The organism is Nocardiopsis sp. CNZ308, from assembly GCF_004217075.1.
In genome coordinates this window covers 4,231,708-4,249,312 of record NZ_SHKJ01000001.1, presented here as the reverse complement: position 1 = coordinate 4,249,312, position 17,605 = coordinate 4,231,708, and the positions used below count along the sequence as shown (strand labels likewise).

Genomic DNA, 17,605 nt, shown 5'->3' with positions numbered 1-17,605 from the left:
CTGTGTGTACCCCGTCGCGTCAGCGCCGCGCCAGGCGGCGCACCAGCAGGTCGCCCAGGCTCTGCGCGATCTGCACGATGACGATGAGCAGGATGACGGTGGCCCACAGGTAGTGGTCGTTGAAGCGCTGGTAGCCCTCGCGGATGGCCAGGTCGCCCAGGCCTCCGCCGCCGATGGCTCCGGCCATCGCCGAGTAGGAGATGAGGGTGACCACGGTCATCACCAGGCCCGCGATGAGGCCGGGCATGGCCTCGGGCAGCATCACCTTGCCCACGATGGTGACGCGGCGGGTGCCCATGGCGTGCGCGGCCTCCACGACCCCGCGGTCCACCTCGCGCAGGGAGGTCTCCACCAGGCGGGCGAAGAAGGGGATCGCGCCGATGCTCAGGGGCACGATCGCGGCCGTGGGGCCCAGGGTGGTGCCCACCAGCAGGCGGGTCAGGGAGAGCACGGCCACCATCAGGACGATGAACGGCAGGGATCGGCCGATGTTGACGACGGCGCTGAGCACGGCGCGCACGGCGGGGGCGGGGATGAGCCCGCCCCGGTCGGTGGCCACCAGCAGCACGCCCAGCGGCAGGCCGAACAGGACGCTGACGACGGTGGCCCACCACACCATGTAGACGGTGTCCAGGGTGCCCAGCCACAGGTCCGGCCACATCGCGGGCCAGGCCTGGACGAACGCGACGACGGCGTCCCAGGGTCCGGCCGCCCCGGTGGCGGCGGCCAGGTGCAGGACGTCGGCGGGGTTGGTGCTCACTTGCGGGCCTCCTCGACCAGCAGGCCGTGCTCGGACAGGTAGGCGAGCGCCTGCTCGCGGCGGTCGCCGCGCAGGTCCACGCTCAGGCGGCCCACGGACTGCCCGGCGACCTCCTCCACGCCGCCGCCCAGGATGTTGACGTCCACGTCGAAGCGGCGGGTCAGCTCGGACATGAGCGGCTCGTCGAAGGAGCGCGGGTAGGTGACGTAGACCGTGTCGGGTCCGCCGTGCGCGGGCAGCGGGAAGAGCGAGCGCGCCAGCAGCGAGCCGGGGGTGCCGATGAGGTCGAGCACCCGGCCCGACTCCAGGAACGCGCCGCTGTCCATGATCGCCGCGGAGTCGCAGATCCGCTTGATCACGTCCATCTCGTGGGTGATCAGCAGGATGGTCAGGCCCAGTTCGTCGCGCAGGCGGCGCAGCAGGGCGAGGATGGCGTCGGTGGTGGCCGGGTCGAGCGCGGAGGTGGCCTCGTCGCTGAGCAGCACCTTGGGGTCGGAGGCCAGCGCTCGGGCGATGCCCACCCGCTGCTTCTGGCCGCCGGAGAGCTGGGAGGGGTAGGCGCGCGCCTTGTCCCCCAGGCCCACGAGTTCGAGGAGTTCGCCCACGCGCCTCCTGCGGCGGGCGCGGTCGACGCCGGAGACCTCCATGGGGAAGGCCACGTTGCCCGCGACGGTGCGCGAGGACAGCAGGGCGAAGTGCTGGTGCACCATGCCGATGCGGCGGCGGGCGACCCGCAGCCGCGCGCCGCGCAGCGCGGTGAGCTCCTCGCCGTCGACCCGGACCGTTCCGGCGTCGGGGCGCTCCAGGAGGTTGACCGAGCGCAGCAGGGTGCTCTTGCCCGCGCCGCTCTGGCCGACCACACCGAAGATCTCGCCGGGCTCGACGTGCAGGTCGACCCCGTCCAGGGCGGTCACCCGGTGCTTCTTCAACCTGTAGGCCTTGTGGAGGCCCACTGCGTCAATCACGGTGTTCCCATCGACGTCTGGCGGTGGTGTGGCGCCCGGCGGGGATCCGGCGCGGGTCCGTCGCCCGCGTCCGAGCGTACGGAGCGCCCCGCGGGCGCGGGCGGCGGCGCGCCGGTGGCTCGGACAGGCGCCGGTGGCGGCTCGACCGCGCGGGGCGGCCGGTTGGGGGACGCGCCGCTCCCAGCGGCGGTCTCCCCCTACTCCCCGGTGTCCGGGGGCTGCGGGCGGGTCCACGGGACCGGGCGGACACGACAGCGCCCGCCGGGCAGCGGTAGACACCGCTCGGCGGTGTCCGACCGCGTGGGAGCGGTGGTCGCTGGGTCGTGCGCGGGAGCCTTCACGTTTCCTACTCAACCACGGGGAAAAGGGTCGGTTCACCCGATTTCACTGTTCGCGCCGGGTTACCTCCACCACATCGGGGCTCCCGTGGCACGGTGGATTCGTCCCGTCCCTCCCGAATAACCGCGCGAGTGCCTACACTCATGACGGTCCCTTTACTCCCGCCCCCGGCTCCCGGGTGTGCGCGGGAGGCCAGGGCCGGAGGCCGCTCCCGCGGCTGTCGGCCCCCTGGGGAAACGACGAGAAACAGCGCCCGCTCCGCTCCCGTGCCAGGGGGCCGCGCGGGCCCGAGGAGCGACCGCACCGTGCAGCCCGACGACCTGAGCCGAGTGGACGAATTCGCCGACTTCTGGGCTCCCGACCCTCCCGAACTCAGCTGGCCGGACCGCGCCCGGGCCCTGGCGGGGTTCCTCGCCGCCGCGGCGCGCCCGGGACGCGCGCGTGTGGCCGCGCTGGCGGTGGCGGTGCTGGGGGGCTTCCTGTTCGCGCCCCAGGGCACGGCGGTGGCGGCGCCGGTGCCCGCCGAGCCGGAGGACATGGGCGCCCTCCAGGATCGCGCGGAGGCCCTGAGCGAGGAGTTCAACGGCGAGCTGCGCGACATGGAGGGCGTCATCCAGGAGGCCGAGCGCGCCGAGGAACGGGCCCAGAGCACCCGCGAGGACGTGGAGGAGGCGCGCGAGCAGGTGCGCGCCCTGGCGGTGGCCACCTACACCAGCAGCGGGATCGGCCTGTCCATGTCGCTGTTCGTCGAGGCCGATCCCGACGAGGTCATCGACCGCGCGGTGGTGATCAACTACCTGTCCACCAGCAACCAGGACAAGATCGACCAGCTCAGTGAGGCGCTGGAGCGCGACGAGACCGCGCAGCAGAACGCCGAGGAGCAGCTGGCCGCGGCCGAGGAGGACCTGGACGAGCTGGAGGGGCGCCGCGAGGAGGTCCAGGAGATGATCGCGGACCACCCCGTGCAGCCGATGGGCGGCCAGTACAACATCACCCCGCGCACCGAGCAGATGCGCGAGCTGATCATCGAGAAGTTCGGCGAGGGCACCGACGTGGGCGGCGTGGGCTGCTACCGGCAGGTCGGCGGCTGGGTGGTCGGCGAGCACCCCAAGGGCCGCGCCTGCGACTTCATGGTGGACCCCAACGGGAACACGCCCTCACAGGAGCAGATCGACCGCGGCTACGCGATCGCCGAGTGGGCCCAGGAGAACGCCGACCGCCTCGGCATCATGTACATCATCTACCGGCAGCAGATCTGGGACATCCGCCGTGGCGACGAGGGCTGGCGCGACATGGCCGACCGCGGCAGCATCACCGAGAACCACTTCGACCACGTGCACATCTCGATGTTCTGATCCGGCGTCGCCCGCGACGGACGCCCCATTACCCCGCGCGGGGCGCGACCGCGCGGGGAACGGCGTCACGATTGCGTCACGTGCGGGATGAGTTCCTGCACAACCGACACAAAACAGTGACGATTCACCCTGCTACCCCCGGTCTGACCTGCCCAGGGGACACCACTCACAGCTAGGATGCACACGTCCCGGCCCGGACCGAAGGACGCCTTCGGCTCCGCCCGGCCACCGCCCCCGGTGGCCGGTCCCCCGGTCCACCGCAACCTCCGCATGGAGGCGGGGAACGCCCGCCCACTCCCCCGCCCTCGCCCGCGGGACGGCAGTGGCGACAGGTGCGCCTCCCCCACACGGCCACCGTGCCCCTCCCGGGGCGGCACGGGAAGTCGTGAGAACCCAACGGCGCACACACGCGTCCCAGACAACACGGTCATCACACACGGGCGAGGGGAGCCATGAGCGAAAACGGACCATACAACCAGCCGCCGCAGAACCCATACGGCGGTGGGGACAACAGTGGGGGCCAGCCGCCCTACGGCCCGCCCCACGGCGCCCCCTACGGTGACCCCAACACCGGAGGACAGCCGCCCCACGGCGGCCCCTACGGTGACCCCGGCACCGGCGGCCAGCCGCCCTACGGCGGCGGCCCCGCGGGTTTCCCCGGCCCCCAGGACCAGCAGATGTACGCGGGCGGCCAGCCGCCCTACGGCGGCGGTCCCGGAGGTCCCGGGTACGCCCCCGCGCCGCAGCAGCCCCAGGGCGGCGGCAGCAAGGCGGGCCTGTGGGTCGTGATCGGCGGCGGCGCCGTGATCGTCGTCCTGGTCATCGCCGTTCTGGTCGTGCTCGTCACCAACAACGGCGGACAGCAGACCGTCTCCCCCGAACCCGAGCCCGCCCCGAGCACGGAGGCGACCACCGGCGGCGGTGAGACGACCGCGCCCGCCCCCGAGGCGGCCCCCGCGGGCGAGCCCCCCTACGCCGTCCCCTCCGAGCCCTGCCAGGCCTTCACCGACCAGGTGCTCTCCGACTTCCTGATCCAGGACGAGGGCGACAAGTACGTCCAGGACAACAACTCCTACTGCGAGAGCCTGGAAGGCGCCGCCCCGGAGGGCAACCCGGCCGAGAGCTACGCGATGTTCGAGATCAGCTACCAGGTCCCCTACTCCGCCGCCGACTCCGTCGAGGCCGCCACCACCGACTTCCAGACCGCGGTCCAGGAGCTCCGGGGCGAGGGTGACTACAACACCTTCTACGACGCCGCGAACGTGGAGGAGGACAAGGAGGTGGACCTCGGCGACGAGGCCCACTACGTCCTCACCAAGTACGACTTCCTGGGTGAGGACATCCCCGAGGCCACGCTGGTGATCCGCACCGCCAACCTCAACATCCAGGTCCAGTACCAGATGCACCCGCCCTTCACCGAGGACGCCTCCGCCGAGGACCTGGTCATGCCCGACAACGTCGAGGAGATCATGCTCAACGCCGGCGCCGAGGCGCTGGCCCTGGTCGGCGCCTGAGGGGGCTGACCGGACACGGCACGAGGGGGCCGCGGCGTGCGCCGCGGCCCCCTCCCGCGTTTCAGCCCCCGGTGGCAGGGCTCACGGAAGGTCGGCGCGCACCCGGCGGGCCGCCTCGACCATGTTGCGCAGGGCCTGTTCGGCCTCGGCGTAACCGCGCGTCTTGAGGCCGCAGTCGGGGTTCACCCACAGGTTCCGGGCGTCGATGTGCGCGACCGCCAGCCGCAGCGACCCCTCGATCTCCTCCACCGAGGGCACCCGCGGGGAGTGGATGTCGTACACGCCCGGGCCGATCCCGCGCCCGTAGCCCCGCTCGCCCAGGTCCCGCACCAGCTCCATGCGCGAGCGGGCGGCCTCCACGCTGGTGACGTCGGCGTCCAGCGCCTCGATGCCGCCGACGATCAGCCCGAACTCCGAGTAGCACATGTGCGTGTGGATGGTCGTGGACGGCGACACCCCCGACGTGGCCAGGCGGAAGGAGCCCACCGCCCAGTCCAGGTACCGCGCCCGGTGCTCCGAGCGCAGCGGCAGCAGTTCGCGCAGGGCCGCCTCGTCCACCTGGATGTGGCGGATCCCGGCGCGCTCCAGGTCGGCGACCTCGTCGCGCAGACTCAGGGCCACCTGGCGTGCGGTCTCGGCCAGCGGCTGGTCGGTGCGCACGAACGACCAGGCGAGCATGGTGACCGGGCCGGTCAGCATGCCCTTGACCGGCTTGTCGGTGCGCGACTGGGCGTAGGCGGTCCACTCGACCGTCATCGGCTCGGGGCGCGAGACGTCGCCGAACAGGATCGGCGGGCGCACGCACCGCGAACCGTAGGACTGCACCCAGCCGTTCTCGGTGGTGGCGTAGCCCTCCAGCTGCTCGGCGAAGTACTGGACCATGTCGTTGCGCTCGGGCTCGCCGTGCACGAGCACGTCCAGGCCGATCTCCTCCTGGAGCGCGACGACCCGGTCGATCTCCTCTCGCAGGACGGCCTTGTAGGCGTCCTCCGCCAGCTCCCCCCTGCGGTGCGCGGCGCGGGCGCGGCGCAGCTCGGCGGTCTGGGGGAAGGATCCGATGGTGGTCGTGGTGAGCGGGGTGTCGGTGGGCCTGCCGCGTTCCCGCGGGCGCTCGTAGGCGTCCGGGCCCAGGGCGTCGAGGCGGGCGCGCACGCGCGCGTCGGTGAAGGCGGGGGGACGGACGCCGCCCCGTCCGGTGTGCTCGGCCTCGGACCCCTCGGACAGCACGCGGCCGAGCAGGGCCGTCTCCTGGGCCTTCTGCCTGGCGAAGGCCAGGGACCCGCGCAGCTCGGGGGCCAGGGAGGTCTCGGCGTCCAGGTCCAGGGGCACGTGCAGCAGGGAGCAGGAGGTGCTCACGGTCAGCTCGTCGGTGAGGGCGAGCAGGGTGCCGAGCACGGCGACGGCGGCCGGGATGTCGGTGCGCCAGACGTTGCGCCCCTCCACCACGCCCGCGACCAGGCGGGTGGCGCCCAGGCCGGAGACCCGCACCAGGTCGTCCACGCCCTCGTCGTCGGTGACCAGGTCCAGGCCGACCGCCTCGACCGCGGAGTCCTTGAGGACGCGCAGGGCGGCGGAGCCGATGGAGCCGAAGTAGGTGGACACCAGCAGGGAGGGGCGGTCGGTGACCGCGCCCAGGTGCTGGTAGGCGCGCTCCAGGTGGCCGACGGCGGCGCGGCCCTCGTCGGTGGCCAGGATCGGCTCGTCCAACTGGACCTCGGTGGCGCCCGCGGCCCGCAGGTCGCCGAACAGCTGGACGTAGGCCTCCAGGAGCTGGTCGAGCAGCTGGACGGGTTCCCAGCCCTCGGGGGCGCCGTCGGCGGGCTTGGCCAGCATCAGGAAGGTGAGCGGACCGACCAGGACCGGGCGGGTGTGGAAACCCGCCTCGGCGGCCTCGCGGAACTCGGCGACGGGCTTGTCACCCACCAGGCGGGGACGGCTGCCGGGCGAGAGCTCGGGGACCAGGTAGTGGTAGTTCGTGTCGAACCACTTGGTCATCTCCAGCGGCGGGGCGCCCTGTTCGCCGCGGGCGAGCGCGAAGTAGCGGCGCAGCTCCTCCTCGCGGTCCGGCGCCGCGGCGGGAGGGGCGAAGCGGGAGGGGACCAGGTCGAACAGGACAGCGGTGTCCAGCACGTGGTCGTAGTAGGAGAACGTGTTGGAGGGGATGTCGTCGACACCGGCCTCGCGCAGCTGGGCGTAGACGCCCAGGCGCAGCCCGGCGGCGACCGCGTCCAGTTCGCGGGCGGTGGTGCGGCCCCTCCAGTGGGACTCGCAGGCGCGCTTGAGCTCGCGGGCGGGGCCGATGCGCGGGTAGCCGTGCACTGTCGAGCGCACGGAGGGGCGTGGTCCGCCCGGGGCCGCGGACGGCGCGGGGGTCGTGGTCATGAGCTTCTCTCCCTCGTCGAAAGCCGGGTACCGGCCGCGAGGAGGAGAGGGCGGGCACGCCGGCGGACGCGCCGCGGGCGCGCACCGGACCTGCCACCGCCTCCGGCCCTCCCTCGGGGCGCGGGACCACCGGCGCCGCGGGTGCGTCGCCGGGTGGAGGCAGGTCTTCGGACTCGGGGGCGCGGGCGGTGTCGACACCGCTCCTCCTACTGGCCGCCGCTTCCCGGTGTGCGGTCTCCGCGACCGGCACTACCAGTGCTCATGGCGACGTTCGTTCCCCCATACCGCTGCGGGGCAGTCCCGGACTCACACCGGGTTCCCTCTTGCGACATGGTTCCGCCCCGCCCGTTCCGGGCCGGGCCCGGGACGCGGGGGTGGATCATGTACCTTCCACGGCTGCAAGTATAGGGAGGGCCCCCTTCGCCCCTGCACCCGGCGTGCGGCCCCATGCGCCCGGCCCGAACGGTGAGAACCCCCGTCCTTCGGCCGGCGTCACACACGAAGTCAAGCGTTGCGCGGGTGAGCTCCCCTCTGCTCCCCGCGGACGTTCGTCTGAGCGATGAACGTGGAGATTCCCTCGTGAGTAAGCAGTCCCGCCTCGCCATGGCACCGGACCACCCCCTGATCACGGTCGTGGTAGCCCTGGCGGTCCTGGCGGGCATGGTGTTGTTGGCCACCCGCTCCTCCGGAGAGCCCGAGCCCGGGCCGCGGACGCACGAAGCGCCGGTCTCCGAGAGCGAGCCGCCGCCCCCGGCCTCCGGTGAGCCCGACGGGCTCACCGAGGTGGACCCGGCCGCGGTGGCGGGCGTGGAGGAGGCCGAGCTGCCCTACGACGGGGAGATCTCCGTCGCGGTGACCTACCCGGTGATCCCCAACGCCGAGCCGCTGGCCGACTTCCTGGAGCGTGAGCTGACCGACGAGGTGCACGCCTTCGAGGCCGCCAACCCCGGCGCGGTCTCCTTCGAGGCGGGGTGGAACCTGACCGCGGCGCGCGACGGCCTGCTGGGGGTCCGCGTGACCCGGGTGGAGACCGACTCCGAGGGGTCCCGGGAGGGGTACACCACCTACTGGTACGACACCGGGACCGCGGCACACCACCCCTCCGCCGCGCTGGTCGGCGGCCAGGAGCAGCTGGAGGAGCTCAACGGCCTGGTGCGCGGCGCCGTCGGAAGCGGGGAGGACGGGGAGGGCCCGGCCGACCCCGGCGTCATCCACCCGATCAGCTCCCTGTACGACTCGGTGGGCTTCAACCCCGACGGGGACCTGATCGTGGAGTTCGACGCCGGGCAGGTGGCCCCGGCGGAGGAGGGCCGCACGCGCGCGGTGGTCGCCGCCGGTGAGGCCGAGGGCCTGCTGTCCGAGCTGGGCCTGCGCGTGCGCGACGCCGCGACCGTGGGCGTGGAGGACTTCTCCATCGCCGCCCCGCCCCGGGCCGACAAGGACGGCCAGGAGGAGGGCGCCGTGCCCGGACAGGTGCCCGCGGTGGACCCCGACGTCGACTGCTCCGACCCCGAAACCACGTGCGTGGCGCTGACCTACGACGACGGCCCCGGCGAGCGCACCCCCGAACTGCTGGACGTCCTCGCCGAGTACGACGCGCGGGCCACGTTCTTCGTCACCGGCAACCCCGTCATGGAGCACCCGCACACGGTGCGGCGCGCCTATGCTGAGGGGCACGAGATCGCCAACCACACCCTGAACCACCCCGACCTGGCCGGTCTGGGCGCGGGAGGGGTGCGCGCGGACCTGGACGTCGTGCAGGCGCTGGTGTACCGCGAGACCGGCTACACCATGGACCTCATGCGCCCGCCCTACGGCTCGACCGACGAGGGCGTGGCCTCGGTGACCGAGGACATGGGCCTGGCCCAGATCCTGTGGAGCGTGGACACCCTCGACTGGAAGGACCGCAAGGCCTCGGTGATCCACGACCGGGTGCTGGAGGGCGCTTCGGACGGGGCGATCATCCTCATGCACGACATCCACGGCACCACCGTCGACGCCTCCCGCACGGCCATCCGGGAACTGGACGAGCAGGGGTACACCATGGTCACGGTGTCCCAGCTGCTGGGGACCACGACCCCCGGCCAGAGCCACATGGACGGGGTCCCCGACGCCCCGGAGGAGGGCGCCGACCCCTCCGAGGAGGCCGGTGAGCCCGCCGATGGGGCCGAGGAGGCTTCCGAGGGGGCCTGAAGGGCGCGGCGTCACGGCTCGGCGGGCGGTCCCGGGTGAGGATGGCCCCGGGAGGGCTTCGGGGCCGCGGCCGGTGGGACGCACGGGACGAAGAGCCGTGCGGGGCACCGGGTGGGGCCGGAAAGGGCGCCCCGCGCGGGTGTTCCCGGTCTCCGGCGCGTTGCCCGTCCCGGGGCGGTGACCACATGTGGTCACCGCCCCGGGACGGGTGACGGCGTCCCCTATGTTGCTCCCAGCAGCAGCCGTGTTGGCCACCCGCTGAGGGATGAGGGAGTCCGGTGTTGTCGTCGACTCGAATCCACCCGAACGAGGCCGCCCCCCGTCCCGGGGCCGGGGGGAACCGGCCGTGGGAGCGCAGAACCCGGTGGCCCGGGGCGGCGCTGGCCGCGCTGGTCCTGCCCCTGGCCGCGTGCGGCACCGAGGGGATCGCCTCCGGGGGCGGCGAGGAGCCGGAACTGATCACGGTGGTGGCGGCGGAGCCGGGGGACGGGGTCACCGAGTGGCGCGGGGACGCCTCCGACTTCGAGGACCACCCGTACAGGCCCGAGGGGCTCACGATCGACGTCGCCTACCCGGTGTTCTCGGGTGCCGACGCCTTCGCCGAGGAACTGGCCGCCCGGGTGGACCAGGAGGTGCGGGACTACCGGGGCGCCAGCCGGGACCCGGTGAGCCTGGGCGTCGACTGGGAGGTGGTCGCCGCCGGGAACGGGGTGCTGGGCGTGCGCCTGGTGCGCACCGAGGAGGACTTCCACGGACTGCGCCAGGGGTACGGGACGTACTGGTACGACGCGTCCACCGGCCGCACCGCCTACTCCGCGGAGCTGCTGGCCGACGACGCGGCGCTCCGGGAGCTCAACGGGATCGTCCGCGCCTCGTTCGCCGACGAGGAGGCGGTGGACGCGGGGGGACTGCACCCGGTGATGCGCACCTACGACTCGATGGGGTTCAACGCCGACGGGGACCTGGTGGTGGAGTTCGACGACGGGCACCTGTCCCCGGTCGTGGAGGGCCACCCCCCGTCCTCGGAGCCGGGGCGGATGGTCGCGGTGGTGCCCGCCGAGGAGGCCGCGCCCCTGCTGTCCGACCTGGGTGAGCGGGCACGGGAGGCCGCCATGGCGGAGGAGCCCGTGCTGACCGTGGAGGCCCCCGACGCCGAGCCCCCGGCCGACCCGCCGGTGCCGGGGGTGGTCTCGGCGGGAGATCCCGACCTGGACTGCGCCGAGGCCAAGTGCATCGCGCTGACCTTCGACGACGGACCGGTCGCGACGACTCCGCGGCTGCTGGACCTGCTGGCGGAGGAGGAGGTGGCGGCCACCTTCTTCCTCAACGGCAACCCGGCGCTGACCCGGCCCGGCGTGATCCGGCGCGCCTACGCCGAGGGGCACGAGATCGGCAGCCACAACCACCTGCACGAACGCATGCCCGAGGCCTTCGAGGGTGAGGAACTGGTCCACCAGGTGGCCGCGGTGAGCGCGATGGTGCGCCGCCAGACGGGGCACACCGTGGAGCTGTTCCGGCCGCCGTTCGGCGACAGCTCGCCGGAGGTGCTGGAGGAGATCGGCCGTCAGGGCATGGCAGAGATCCTGTGGAGCCAGGACAGCAAGGACTGGACCGGCATGAGCCGCGACGAGGTCGTGGAGAGCGTGGTGGAGGGGGCCCGACCCGGGGGCGTGGTGCTGCTGCACGACACCCTGGAGCCGACCCTGGCCGCGGTCCCCGAGATCATCGAGCGGCTGCGGGCCGACGGGTACGAGTTCGCGACCGTCAGCCAGGTCTACGACGGCCCGGAGGCCGGAAAGAGCTACCCGCCCGAGGGGCTGTCCGCGCCCGCCGGTTCCTGAGGTCCGCGGGCGGCGGGGCACCCGTGTCGGCGGCCGGTGGGGACCCCACCGGCCGCCGCGTCGCGGCCCTCGTCGGCGGACACGGCCCCGGGGGGCGGAGCCGCGGGACCGGTCGTCGGTGCCGGGTCCGCGGATCCGGGCCCTGGCGGCGGGCTCAGCCCTTGGCGGTGGCCGCGGCGGGGTCCGCCCCCTGTCCGGGGTCGGCCGCCGGGGCGACCGGGGCGGGGACGTCGGCCCCGACGACCTCGTCGATGGAACGGTGGCCGGAGGCCCGCACCAGCCGGGCGAGGCCGCGGTTGATGCGGCGGGGCCAGAGGGGACCGCCGTAGATGAGGCCGGTGTAGCCCTGCACGAGGCTGGCCCCCGCCCGGATACGGAACCAGGCGTCCAGGGGCGTCTCGATGCCGCCGACGGCGATCAGGGTCACCCGGTCGCCCACACGGGCGCGCAGGCGGCGCAGCACCTCCAGGGAGCGCCGCTTGAGGGGGGCGCCGGACAGGCCGCCCGCACCGGCCGCCTCCACCTGTGCCGCCGGGGTGGTCAGACCCTCGCGGGAGATGGTGGTGTTGGTGGCGATGATGCCGTCGAGCCCCTCGGCCAGCGCGAGGTCGGCGACGGCGTCGACGTCCTCGTCGGCGAGGTCGGGGGCGATCTTCACCAGGAGGGGCAGGTCCGGGCGGCCGGCCTCGGCCATGGCCTCGCGCACGGCGGCCAGGAGCGGGCGCAGCCGCTCCACGCCCTGGAGGTTGCGCAGCCCGGGGGTGTTGGGCGAGCTGACGTTGACCACCAGGTAGTCGGCGTAGCGGGCCAGGCGCCGGGCGCTGAGGGCGTAGTCGGCGGGGGCCTCCTCCTCGGGCGTGACCTTGGTCTTGCCGATGTTGACGCCGAGCACGGGACGGCGGCCGCCGCGCCGGTGGTGGAGGCGTTCGGCGACCAGGGCCGACCCCTCGTTGTTGAAGCCCATGCGGTTGACGATCGCGCGGTCGGCCACCAGCCGGGACAGGCGCGGCCGCGGGTTGCCCGGCTGGGGCTGGGCGGTGACGGTGCCCACCTCCACGAAGCCGAAGCCGAGCGCCGCCAGCCCGGAGGGGCTCTCCGCGTTCTTGTCGAAACCGGCCGCGAGCCCCAGCGGGCCGGGGAACTCCTGCCCGAGGGCGTGCACGGTCAGCTCCGGCTCGCGCGGCCCGAGCACGCCGTTCATGGCGGAGGCCACGCCGGGCAGGGAGGTCACGCCGCGCAGCGCGGCGAAGCTGAGCCTGTGGACCTTCTCCGCGTCCATGTGGCGCAGGACCGAGCGGAAGAGCATCTGGTAGAACACGGTCATCCGTTTCCCTCGCCCTCGCGCTCGGCGAGGAAGCGTTCGAGTTCGGCGCCGAGCTCGTCGGCGGTGGGCAGCTGGGCGTCGTCGTCGGCCAGCGGGAGCGTGGGACGCTCCTCGGGGTCGGTCCGCGAGGACATGATGTCGTCGTACTGGCGCTCCAGGTTGGCCACGACGCGCTGGATCTCCTCGGAGGCCATGACCTGTTCGGCGATGTCGACGTCGGTCGCCGCGGCGACCTCCTCCATCTCCGTGGTGGCCAGGGCCAGGCCGGTGGCCCCGGCCACGTACTCGGCGGCGGCGATGGCCGCGCGCGGGTACTGGGCCTGGGCCAGGTAGCTGGGCACGTGGACGGCGTAGCCCACGAAGTCGTGGCCCCGCTCGCCGAGCCGGTACTCCAGCAGCGAGGTGGCGCTGCCGGGCACCTCGACGCGGCCGATCCACGGGGTGTGCCCCTCGACCAGCTCGGGGCGGGTGGAGTGCGGGGTGACCGTGACCGGCCGGGTGTGCGGGACCGCCATGGGGATGCCGTGGACGCTGACGGACAGCGTGACGGAGAAGTGGTCGACGAGGCGGCCCACGGCGGCGACGAAGGCCTCCCACTCGCGGTCCGGCTCCGGGCCGTGCAGGACCAGGAAGGGGGCGCCCTCGTCGTCGTGCATCCGGTACAGGGCGATCTTGGGCGCGTCGTAGGCGGTCCAGGTGTTCTCGACGAAGGTCATCGTCGGACGGCGCGAGCGGTAGTCCACGAGGCGGTCGGCGTCGAAGGTCGCGACCTCCTCCGCGGTGAACCTCTCGAACAGCGACGTGATCAGCTGGCGCCCGGCGTGTCCGGCGTCCACGAAGCCGTCCAGACAGACCAGCATCGCCAGGCCGGCGACATCCTCGAAGCCTGGGTGGAGTTCGTACAGATCTGCGGAATCACGCACCGGGTTCTCGTCTCCAAAACTGGTCGGGATCACAGGGCCGCGCTCGCGCGGCGGCCGGGCGCCGGGGTACGGCCGGGGAGGCCCGATTCGCACCGCCTGGGAGGCTGTGCCCTGCTTCTCCAGAATACCGACCCACCAGCCCACCGACTGAGCCGTGCGAGGGCGCTCACGCCCCACGACACCACCGCCACCGGTCGGTGGAGGGAACCCCGACCGGTGGAGCCGTGCGAGGACGCTCACCCACACCCCTACCAACCCCGACCGGTGGAGGGAGCTTCCTGCAACCGGGGCATGAGAGGACCGCCACACCCCGGCCCCGCCCCCGCGGCTCAGTGCAGGTCGGCCACCAGCAGCGAGCGCAGCCGGTTGAGGACGGCGGCGACCTCGAAGCGGCGCGGCAGGGCGTAGTCGCCGCCGAAGTCGGAGCCCAGCAGGGTGACGCCCCTTCTGTCCAGGGCCTCCTCCAGGGAGTCGAGCGCCTCGGCGAGGGTGCGGCTGCCGTCCAGGTGGCGTCCGGCCACCAGCTCGCGCAGGGCCAGCCCGGCCCCGGTGATCTGGCCGGGGTCGACGAACTGCTCCACCGCGCGCACGTCGACGTCGTGGTCGCCGAACACCAGCACGTCCATGTCGCGGCGCTTGATCCGGCCCCGGCCCCGCGAGGTGCCGTCGTCCACGGAGGCGGGATCGACCACGCGGGGGCGCGGCAGGGCGAAGGCCGCGTCCACGCGCTCGTGGGCGAGTTCGCGGGCCCGTTCGGTGACGTCGTGCGGGTGGTAGGCGTCGAGCATGATGACGTGGTCGGCGACGTCGAAGTAGTCGCCGCTGCCGCCCATGACCAGGACCGTGGACACCCCGTGGTCGCGGCGCAGGGGCCGGACGAGGTCGATGAAGGGGACCAGCGGCTCCCGGTCGCCGTGTACGAGGGCCTGCATGCGCTCGTCGCGGATCATCAGGTTGGTGGCGGTGGAGTCCTCGTCCACCAGCAGGGTGCGCGCCCCCGCCTCGACCGCCTCGCAGATGTTGGCCGCCTGCGAGGTGGACCCGGAGGCGTTCTCGGTGCGGAAGTCGCTGGTGTCCGCGCCGGTGGGCAGGTTGCGCACGAAGGGGCTCACGTCCACGCGTTCGACCCTGCGGCCCTCCTCCGCGCGGATCTTGACGGCGTCCCCCCTGGTCACCACCAGTTCGCGGCCGTCGCCGGGAACGTGGTCGTAAACGCCGCGCTCCAGGGCGTGCAGCAGGGTGGACTTGCCGTGGAAGCCGCCGCCGACGATGAGGGTGATGCCCTCGGGCACGCCCATGCCGCTCACCGTGCCCCGGTGCGGCAGGTCGACGCTGACCCGCAGACCCTCGGGGGAGGCGAAGGGCACGGCGCCGCCGGTCATGGGTTCGTCGCTGACACCGCTGCGCCGGGGCAGCACCGCGCCGTCCGCGACGAAGGCCACCAGGCCCCTCTCCTCCAGCTGGGAGCGCAGGGCGACCGTGTCGGCGACCGTGTCGGCGAAGGCCGCGGCCTCCTCGGCGTCGACCTCCTCCCAGTCCAGGTCGTCCACCAGGCCGGGCAGGGTGCGGCACAGCTCCCGCTCGGCGGTGCGTCCGTCGATGCGGCGGCCGTGGCCGGGCAGGTCGATGCCCACGCGCAGGTCGATGCCGCCGTCGGTGAGCTGGCAGGAGGAGCGTTCGATCACCTCCTGGCCGCCGGTGTCGATCCTGAGCAGCGATCCGCGCAGGAGCCGGCGGGCGCGCCGTCCCAGGTAGTCGGCGGTGGCGCGGCGGCGCACCGGGTCGCCCCAGGCGCTCTTGGGGATGCCGGCGTCCGGGATGAGCACGCGCACCCGCGAGGGCGGTGCGAAGGGGTCGGCCTGGACCCGCTGCACGGTCAGGGTGAAGTCGCCGAAGTCCCAGTCGCCCCTGAGCGACTTGTAGCGGCCGTAGGAGGCGCCGTCCATGCGCAGGAGCTCCTCGGAGAGCCGGGCCTCGTCGCGGACTCCGCGGATCGGCTCGGGCTCGGGCCTGCGCCCGCCGCCGCGGCCCCCGCCGCCCCCGTACCGGCGCCCCTGGCCTCCCCCGTACCGTCCCGTCATCGCTGTCCCCCAGACGTCGTTTCCTCTGCTCCGGCCAGGTTAGGCGTTGGGCGGATTCTCCGCAGAGGGCCTGTGGACAGCCGCGTCCGCCCTGTTCGGAGCCCTGGTCCTCCCCACCGGTCCGTCCGGTGCGGGCGCCACGCGCCCCGCCCGCCTCCGGGCCCTCCGAGGGCGGACCCGTCCGGGCCCCTCGCCCCCGCCGGACGCGCGAGGGGAGCCCCGGCGGCCGACCGGTCGGACGAGAACCGGGGAATCGGCGCGCCCCGAACGCCGCGATCCCGCCCGCCGCCCGGGCGGCGCACCGGTGCGAACGCCCCGAACCACGGCAGTGGCACAGTGAAGCCGCCCCGCGGTAACAAGCGCGCAACATGACCGCAGAAAAGAGAGAAACGCGAATCCAACATTTCTCTTCGTGGTCGAAATACTGCAAGAAGTGACAGCAGAACGTGAATCCACCGATTCCTCCGCCCCGAGGACGGAAAACCTTCACCAGGGAACACGCACGGGCTTGATGCGGCACCCCCGCCCCACGCCTTCTCCACCTGGACCTCCAAAACATGAGACTTTTGGTGTGATCCGCGTCACATTTGACGCTTATATTCGCCAATGCTACTTTCATGGACGTCCCATAAATTTTGCTTAGGTGCGTTTACTGGTGCGCGTTATATTGTTCGCCCCCGAGACATTCAATCTCGCGGAGACAACCCGGTCCATCGAGGTTGCGAAACACCTCCGTGAAACATATGAATGCGTCTTTTCCGGGTATTCCGAAAGGTACTCCGGCCTCATTGAAGAGGCCGGGTTCACGTTTCACCGCCTGGCCCCCGCGCTGACCGACGAGGACGCGGACCAGCTGATCCGCGTCGACCAGGGGAAGGCGGTCCGGCACCCCTTCACCGCCGCGATGCTCCGCACCCGCGTCGCCAGTGAACTCGCCCTCATCGGCGCGCTCCGCCCGGCGGCGGTCGTGATCGGCACGACGCTCAGCCAGTTCGTCTCCGCCCGTGCCGCCGGCGTGCCGCTCGTCTACGTCAAGCCCTTCGCCTACAGCTGGCCCCACATCCTCCAGACGCGGTCGCTGCCGCTCGTCGAAGGGGGAGGCCCGCTCCCCCGGGCGGTCAACACCGGCGCCGCCGCGCTCCTGCGGGAGGTCGCCCGGGTGACCACCTACAAGCCCGCGGCCTTCCGGGCAGTCGCGCGCGAGCACGGGGTCAGACTGCCCGGTCGCACCATCCAGGCACTCGACGCCGACCTCAACCTGATCACCTCCCTCTCCTGCTACCTGCGCCCCTACCGGTTGCCCGCGAACTACCGCCTGGTCGGCCCGGTCTTCGCCCGGATCGACCGGGAGGTCCCCGCGGACGTGGTCCGCGTCGCCGAGGCCTCGGCGCGGGCGAAGCGCCCGGTGGTCTACTTCGCCATGGGCAGTTCCGGGAACCGGGAGGTGGTGCTCCGGGTCCTCACCGAACTCTCCCGGATGCCCGTCACCGTCATCGCCCCCGTCGCCTCCTACCTCAAGGAGAGCGACCTCCCCCAGGTCGCGGACAACGTCCACGTGCGCGACCTCCTCCCCGCGCACCTGCTCGGCGACCTCATCGACGCCTCCGTGATCCACGGGGGCGAGGGGACCGTGCAGACCGCGGTCACGACCGGAAAACCCTTCGTCGGAATCGGTCTGCAGATGGAGCAGCGGTGGAACGTGGCGGACTGCGTCCGCTTCGGGAACGCCGTCGCCGTCTCCCCCAAGGACGTTTCCGGGACCTCTTTCCGCAATGCCGTGGAGAAGGTCCTCACAGACCCCCGCACCCGTTCCCGCGCACAGGCCCTCCGCGGACTCCTCTCCGGAGTCGACGGGGCGGCGTCAGCAGCGGAACACATTCACGAACACGTGTCTCAGAAGCCGTGAAGAACGACTTGGAGCCCCCATG

Annotated in this window: 11 protein-coding genes and 1 riboswitch; of the genes, 5 read left to right on the top strand and 6 right to left on the bottom strand. The window is 73.0% G+C overall.

Annotated elements, in window-relative coordinates:
* Window positions 1–19 precede the first annotated feature (19 nt).
* Together EV372_RS18320 and EV372_RS18315 are read right to left on the bottom strand one after the other, a co-directional pair.
* Window positions 20–760, bottom strand: a complete 741-nt coding sequence (locus tag EV372_RS18320; RefSeq protein ID WP_013151857.1) for a methionine ABC transporter permease — start codon at window positions 758–760, stop codon at window positions 20–22.
* Window positions 757–1,713, bottom strand: coding sequence for a methionine ABC transporter ATP-binding protein (locus EV372_RS18315; protein ID WP_130398986.1), 957 nt, complete (start codon window positions 1,711–1,713; stop codon window positions 757–759). Before EV372_RS18315 ends, EV372_RS18320 begins: the two co-directional genes overlap by 4 nt.
* Window positions 1,714–2,369: 656 nt before the next feature.
* On the opposite strand from EV372_RS18315, the gene EV372_RS18310 reads away from it, so the two are divergent.
* Together EV372_RS18310 and EV372_RS18305 are read left to right on the top strand one after the other, a co-directional pair.
* Window positions 2,370–3,419 (top strand): coiled-coil domain-containing protein, encoded by a 1,050-nt coding sequence (locus EV372_RS18310; protein ID WP_130396969.1) that lies wholly within the window; start codon window positions 2,370–2,372, stop codon window positions 3,417–3,419.
* Between the two features lie 452 nt (window positions 3,420–3,871).
* Window positions 3,872–4,933, top strand: coding sequence for a DUF3558 domain-containing protein (locus EV372_RS18305; protein ID WP_130396968.1), 1,062 nt, complete (start codon window positions 3,872–3,874; stop codon window positions 4,931–4,933).
* 81 nt (window positions 4,934–5,014) lie between these two features.
* Here the strand turns inward: EV372_RS18305 and metE are convergent, their stop codons facing one another.
* Window positions 5,015–7,315, bottom strand: coding sequence for a 5-methyltetrahydropteroyltriglutamate--homocysteine S-methyltransferase (gene metE, locus EV372_RS18300; RefSeq protein WP_130396967.1), 2,301 nt, complete (start codon window positions 7,313–7,315; stop codon window positions 5,015–5,017).
* A gap of 161 nt (window positions 7,316–7,476) precedes the next feature.
* Window positions 7,477–7,637, bottom strand: a riboswitch (cobalamin riboswitch).
* 281 nt (window positions 7,638–7,918) lie between these two features.
* Here metE and EV372_RS18295 point away from each other — a divergent pair.
* Together EV372_RS18295 and EV372_RS18290 are read left to right on the top strand one after the other, a co-directional pair.
* Complete coding sequence (locus EV372_RS18295) at window positions 7,919–9,508, top strand: polysaccharide deacetylase family protein (protein WP_130398985.1); 1,590 nt, start codon at window positions 7,919–7,921, stop codon at window positions 9,506–9,508.
* Window positions 9,509–9,789: 281 nt separating this feature from the next.
* Window positions 9,790–11,349 carry a polysaccharide deacetylase family protein gene (locus EV372_RS18290; RefSeq protein WP_130396966.1) on the top strand — a complete coding sequence of 520 codons (1,560 nt, stop codon included), beginning with the start codon at window positions 9,790–9,792 and terminating at the stop codon, window positions 11,347–11,349.
* 154 nt (window positions 11,350–11,503) lie between these two features.
* Here EV372_RS18290 and EV372_RS18285 read toward each other — a convergent pair whose 3' ends face one another.
* The 3 genes from EV372_RS18285 to EV372_RS18275 all read right to left on the bottom strand — a co-directional run bounded on the left by EV372_RS18285 (window position 11,504) and on the right by EV372_RS18275 (window position 15,677).
* The gene (locus tag EV372_RS18285; RefSeq protein ID WP_130396965.1) at window positions 11,504–12,673 is read right to left on the bottom strand and encodes a quinone-dependent dihydroorotate dehydrogenase; all 1,170 of its coding nucleotides are present in this window, start codon (window positions 12,671–12,673) and stop codon (window positions 11,504–11,506) included.
* Window positions 12,670–13,596, bottom strand: coding sequence for a proteasome assembly chaperone family protein (locus EV372_RS18280; protein ID WP_130396964.1), 927 nt, complete (start codon window positions 13,594–13,596; stop codon window positions 12,670–12,672). Before EV372_RS18280 ends, EV372_RS18285 begins: the two co-directional genes overlap by 4 nt.
* Window positions 13,597–13,925: 329 nt before the next feature.
* Entirely contained in the window at window positions 13,926–15,677 is a 1,752-nt protein-coding gene (locus EV372_RS18275) for an ABC-ATPase domain-containing protein (protein WP_130396963.1), read from the bottom strand.
* 904 nt (window positions 15,678–16,581) lie between these two features.
* Here EV372_RS18275 and EV372_RS18270 point away from each other — a divergent pair.
* On the top strand, window positions 16,582–17,583 hold the full coding sequence (locus tag EV372_RS18270) for a glycosyltransferase (RefSeq protein WP_486483997.1): 1,002 nt from the start codon (window positions 16,582–16,584) through the stop codon (window positions 17,581–17,583).
* Window positions 17,584–17,605 lie beyond the last annotated feature (22 nt).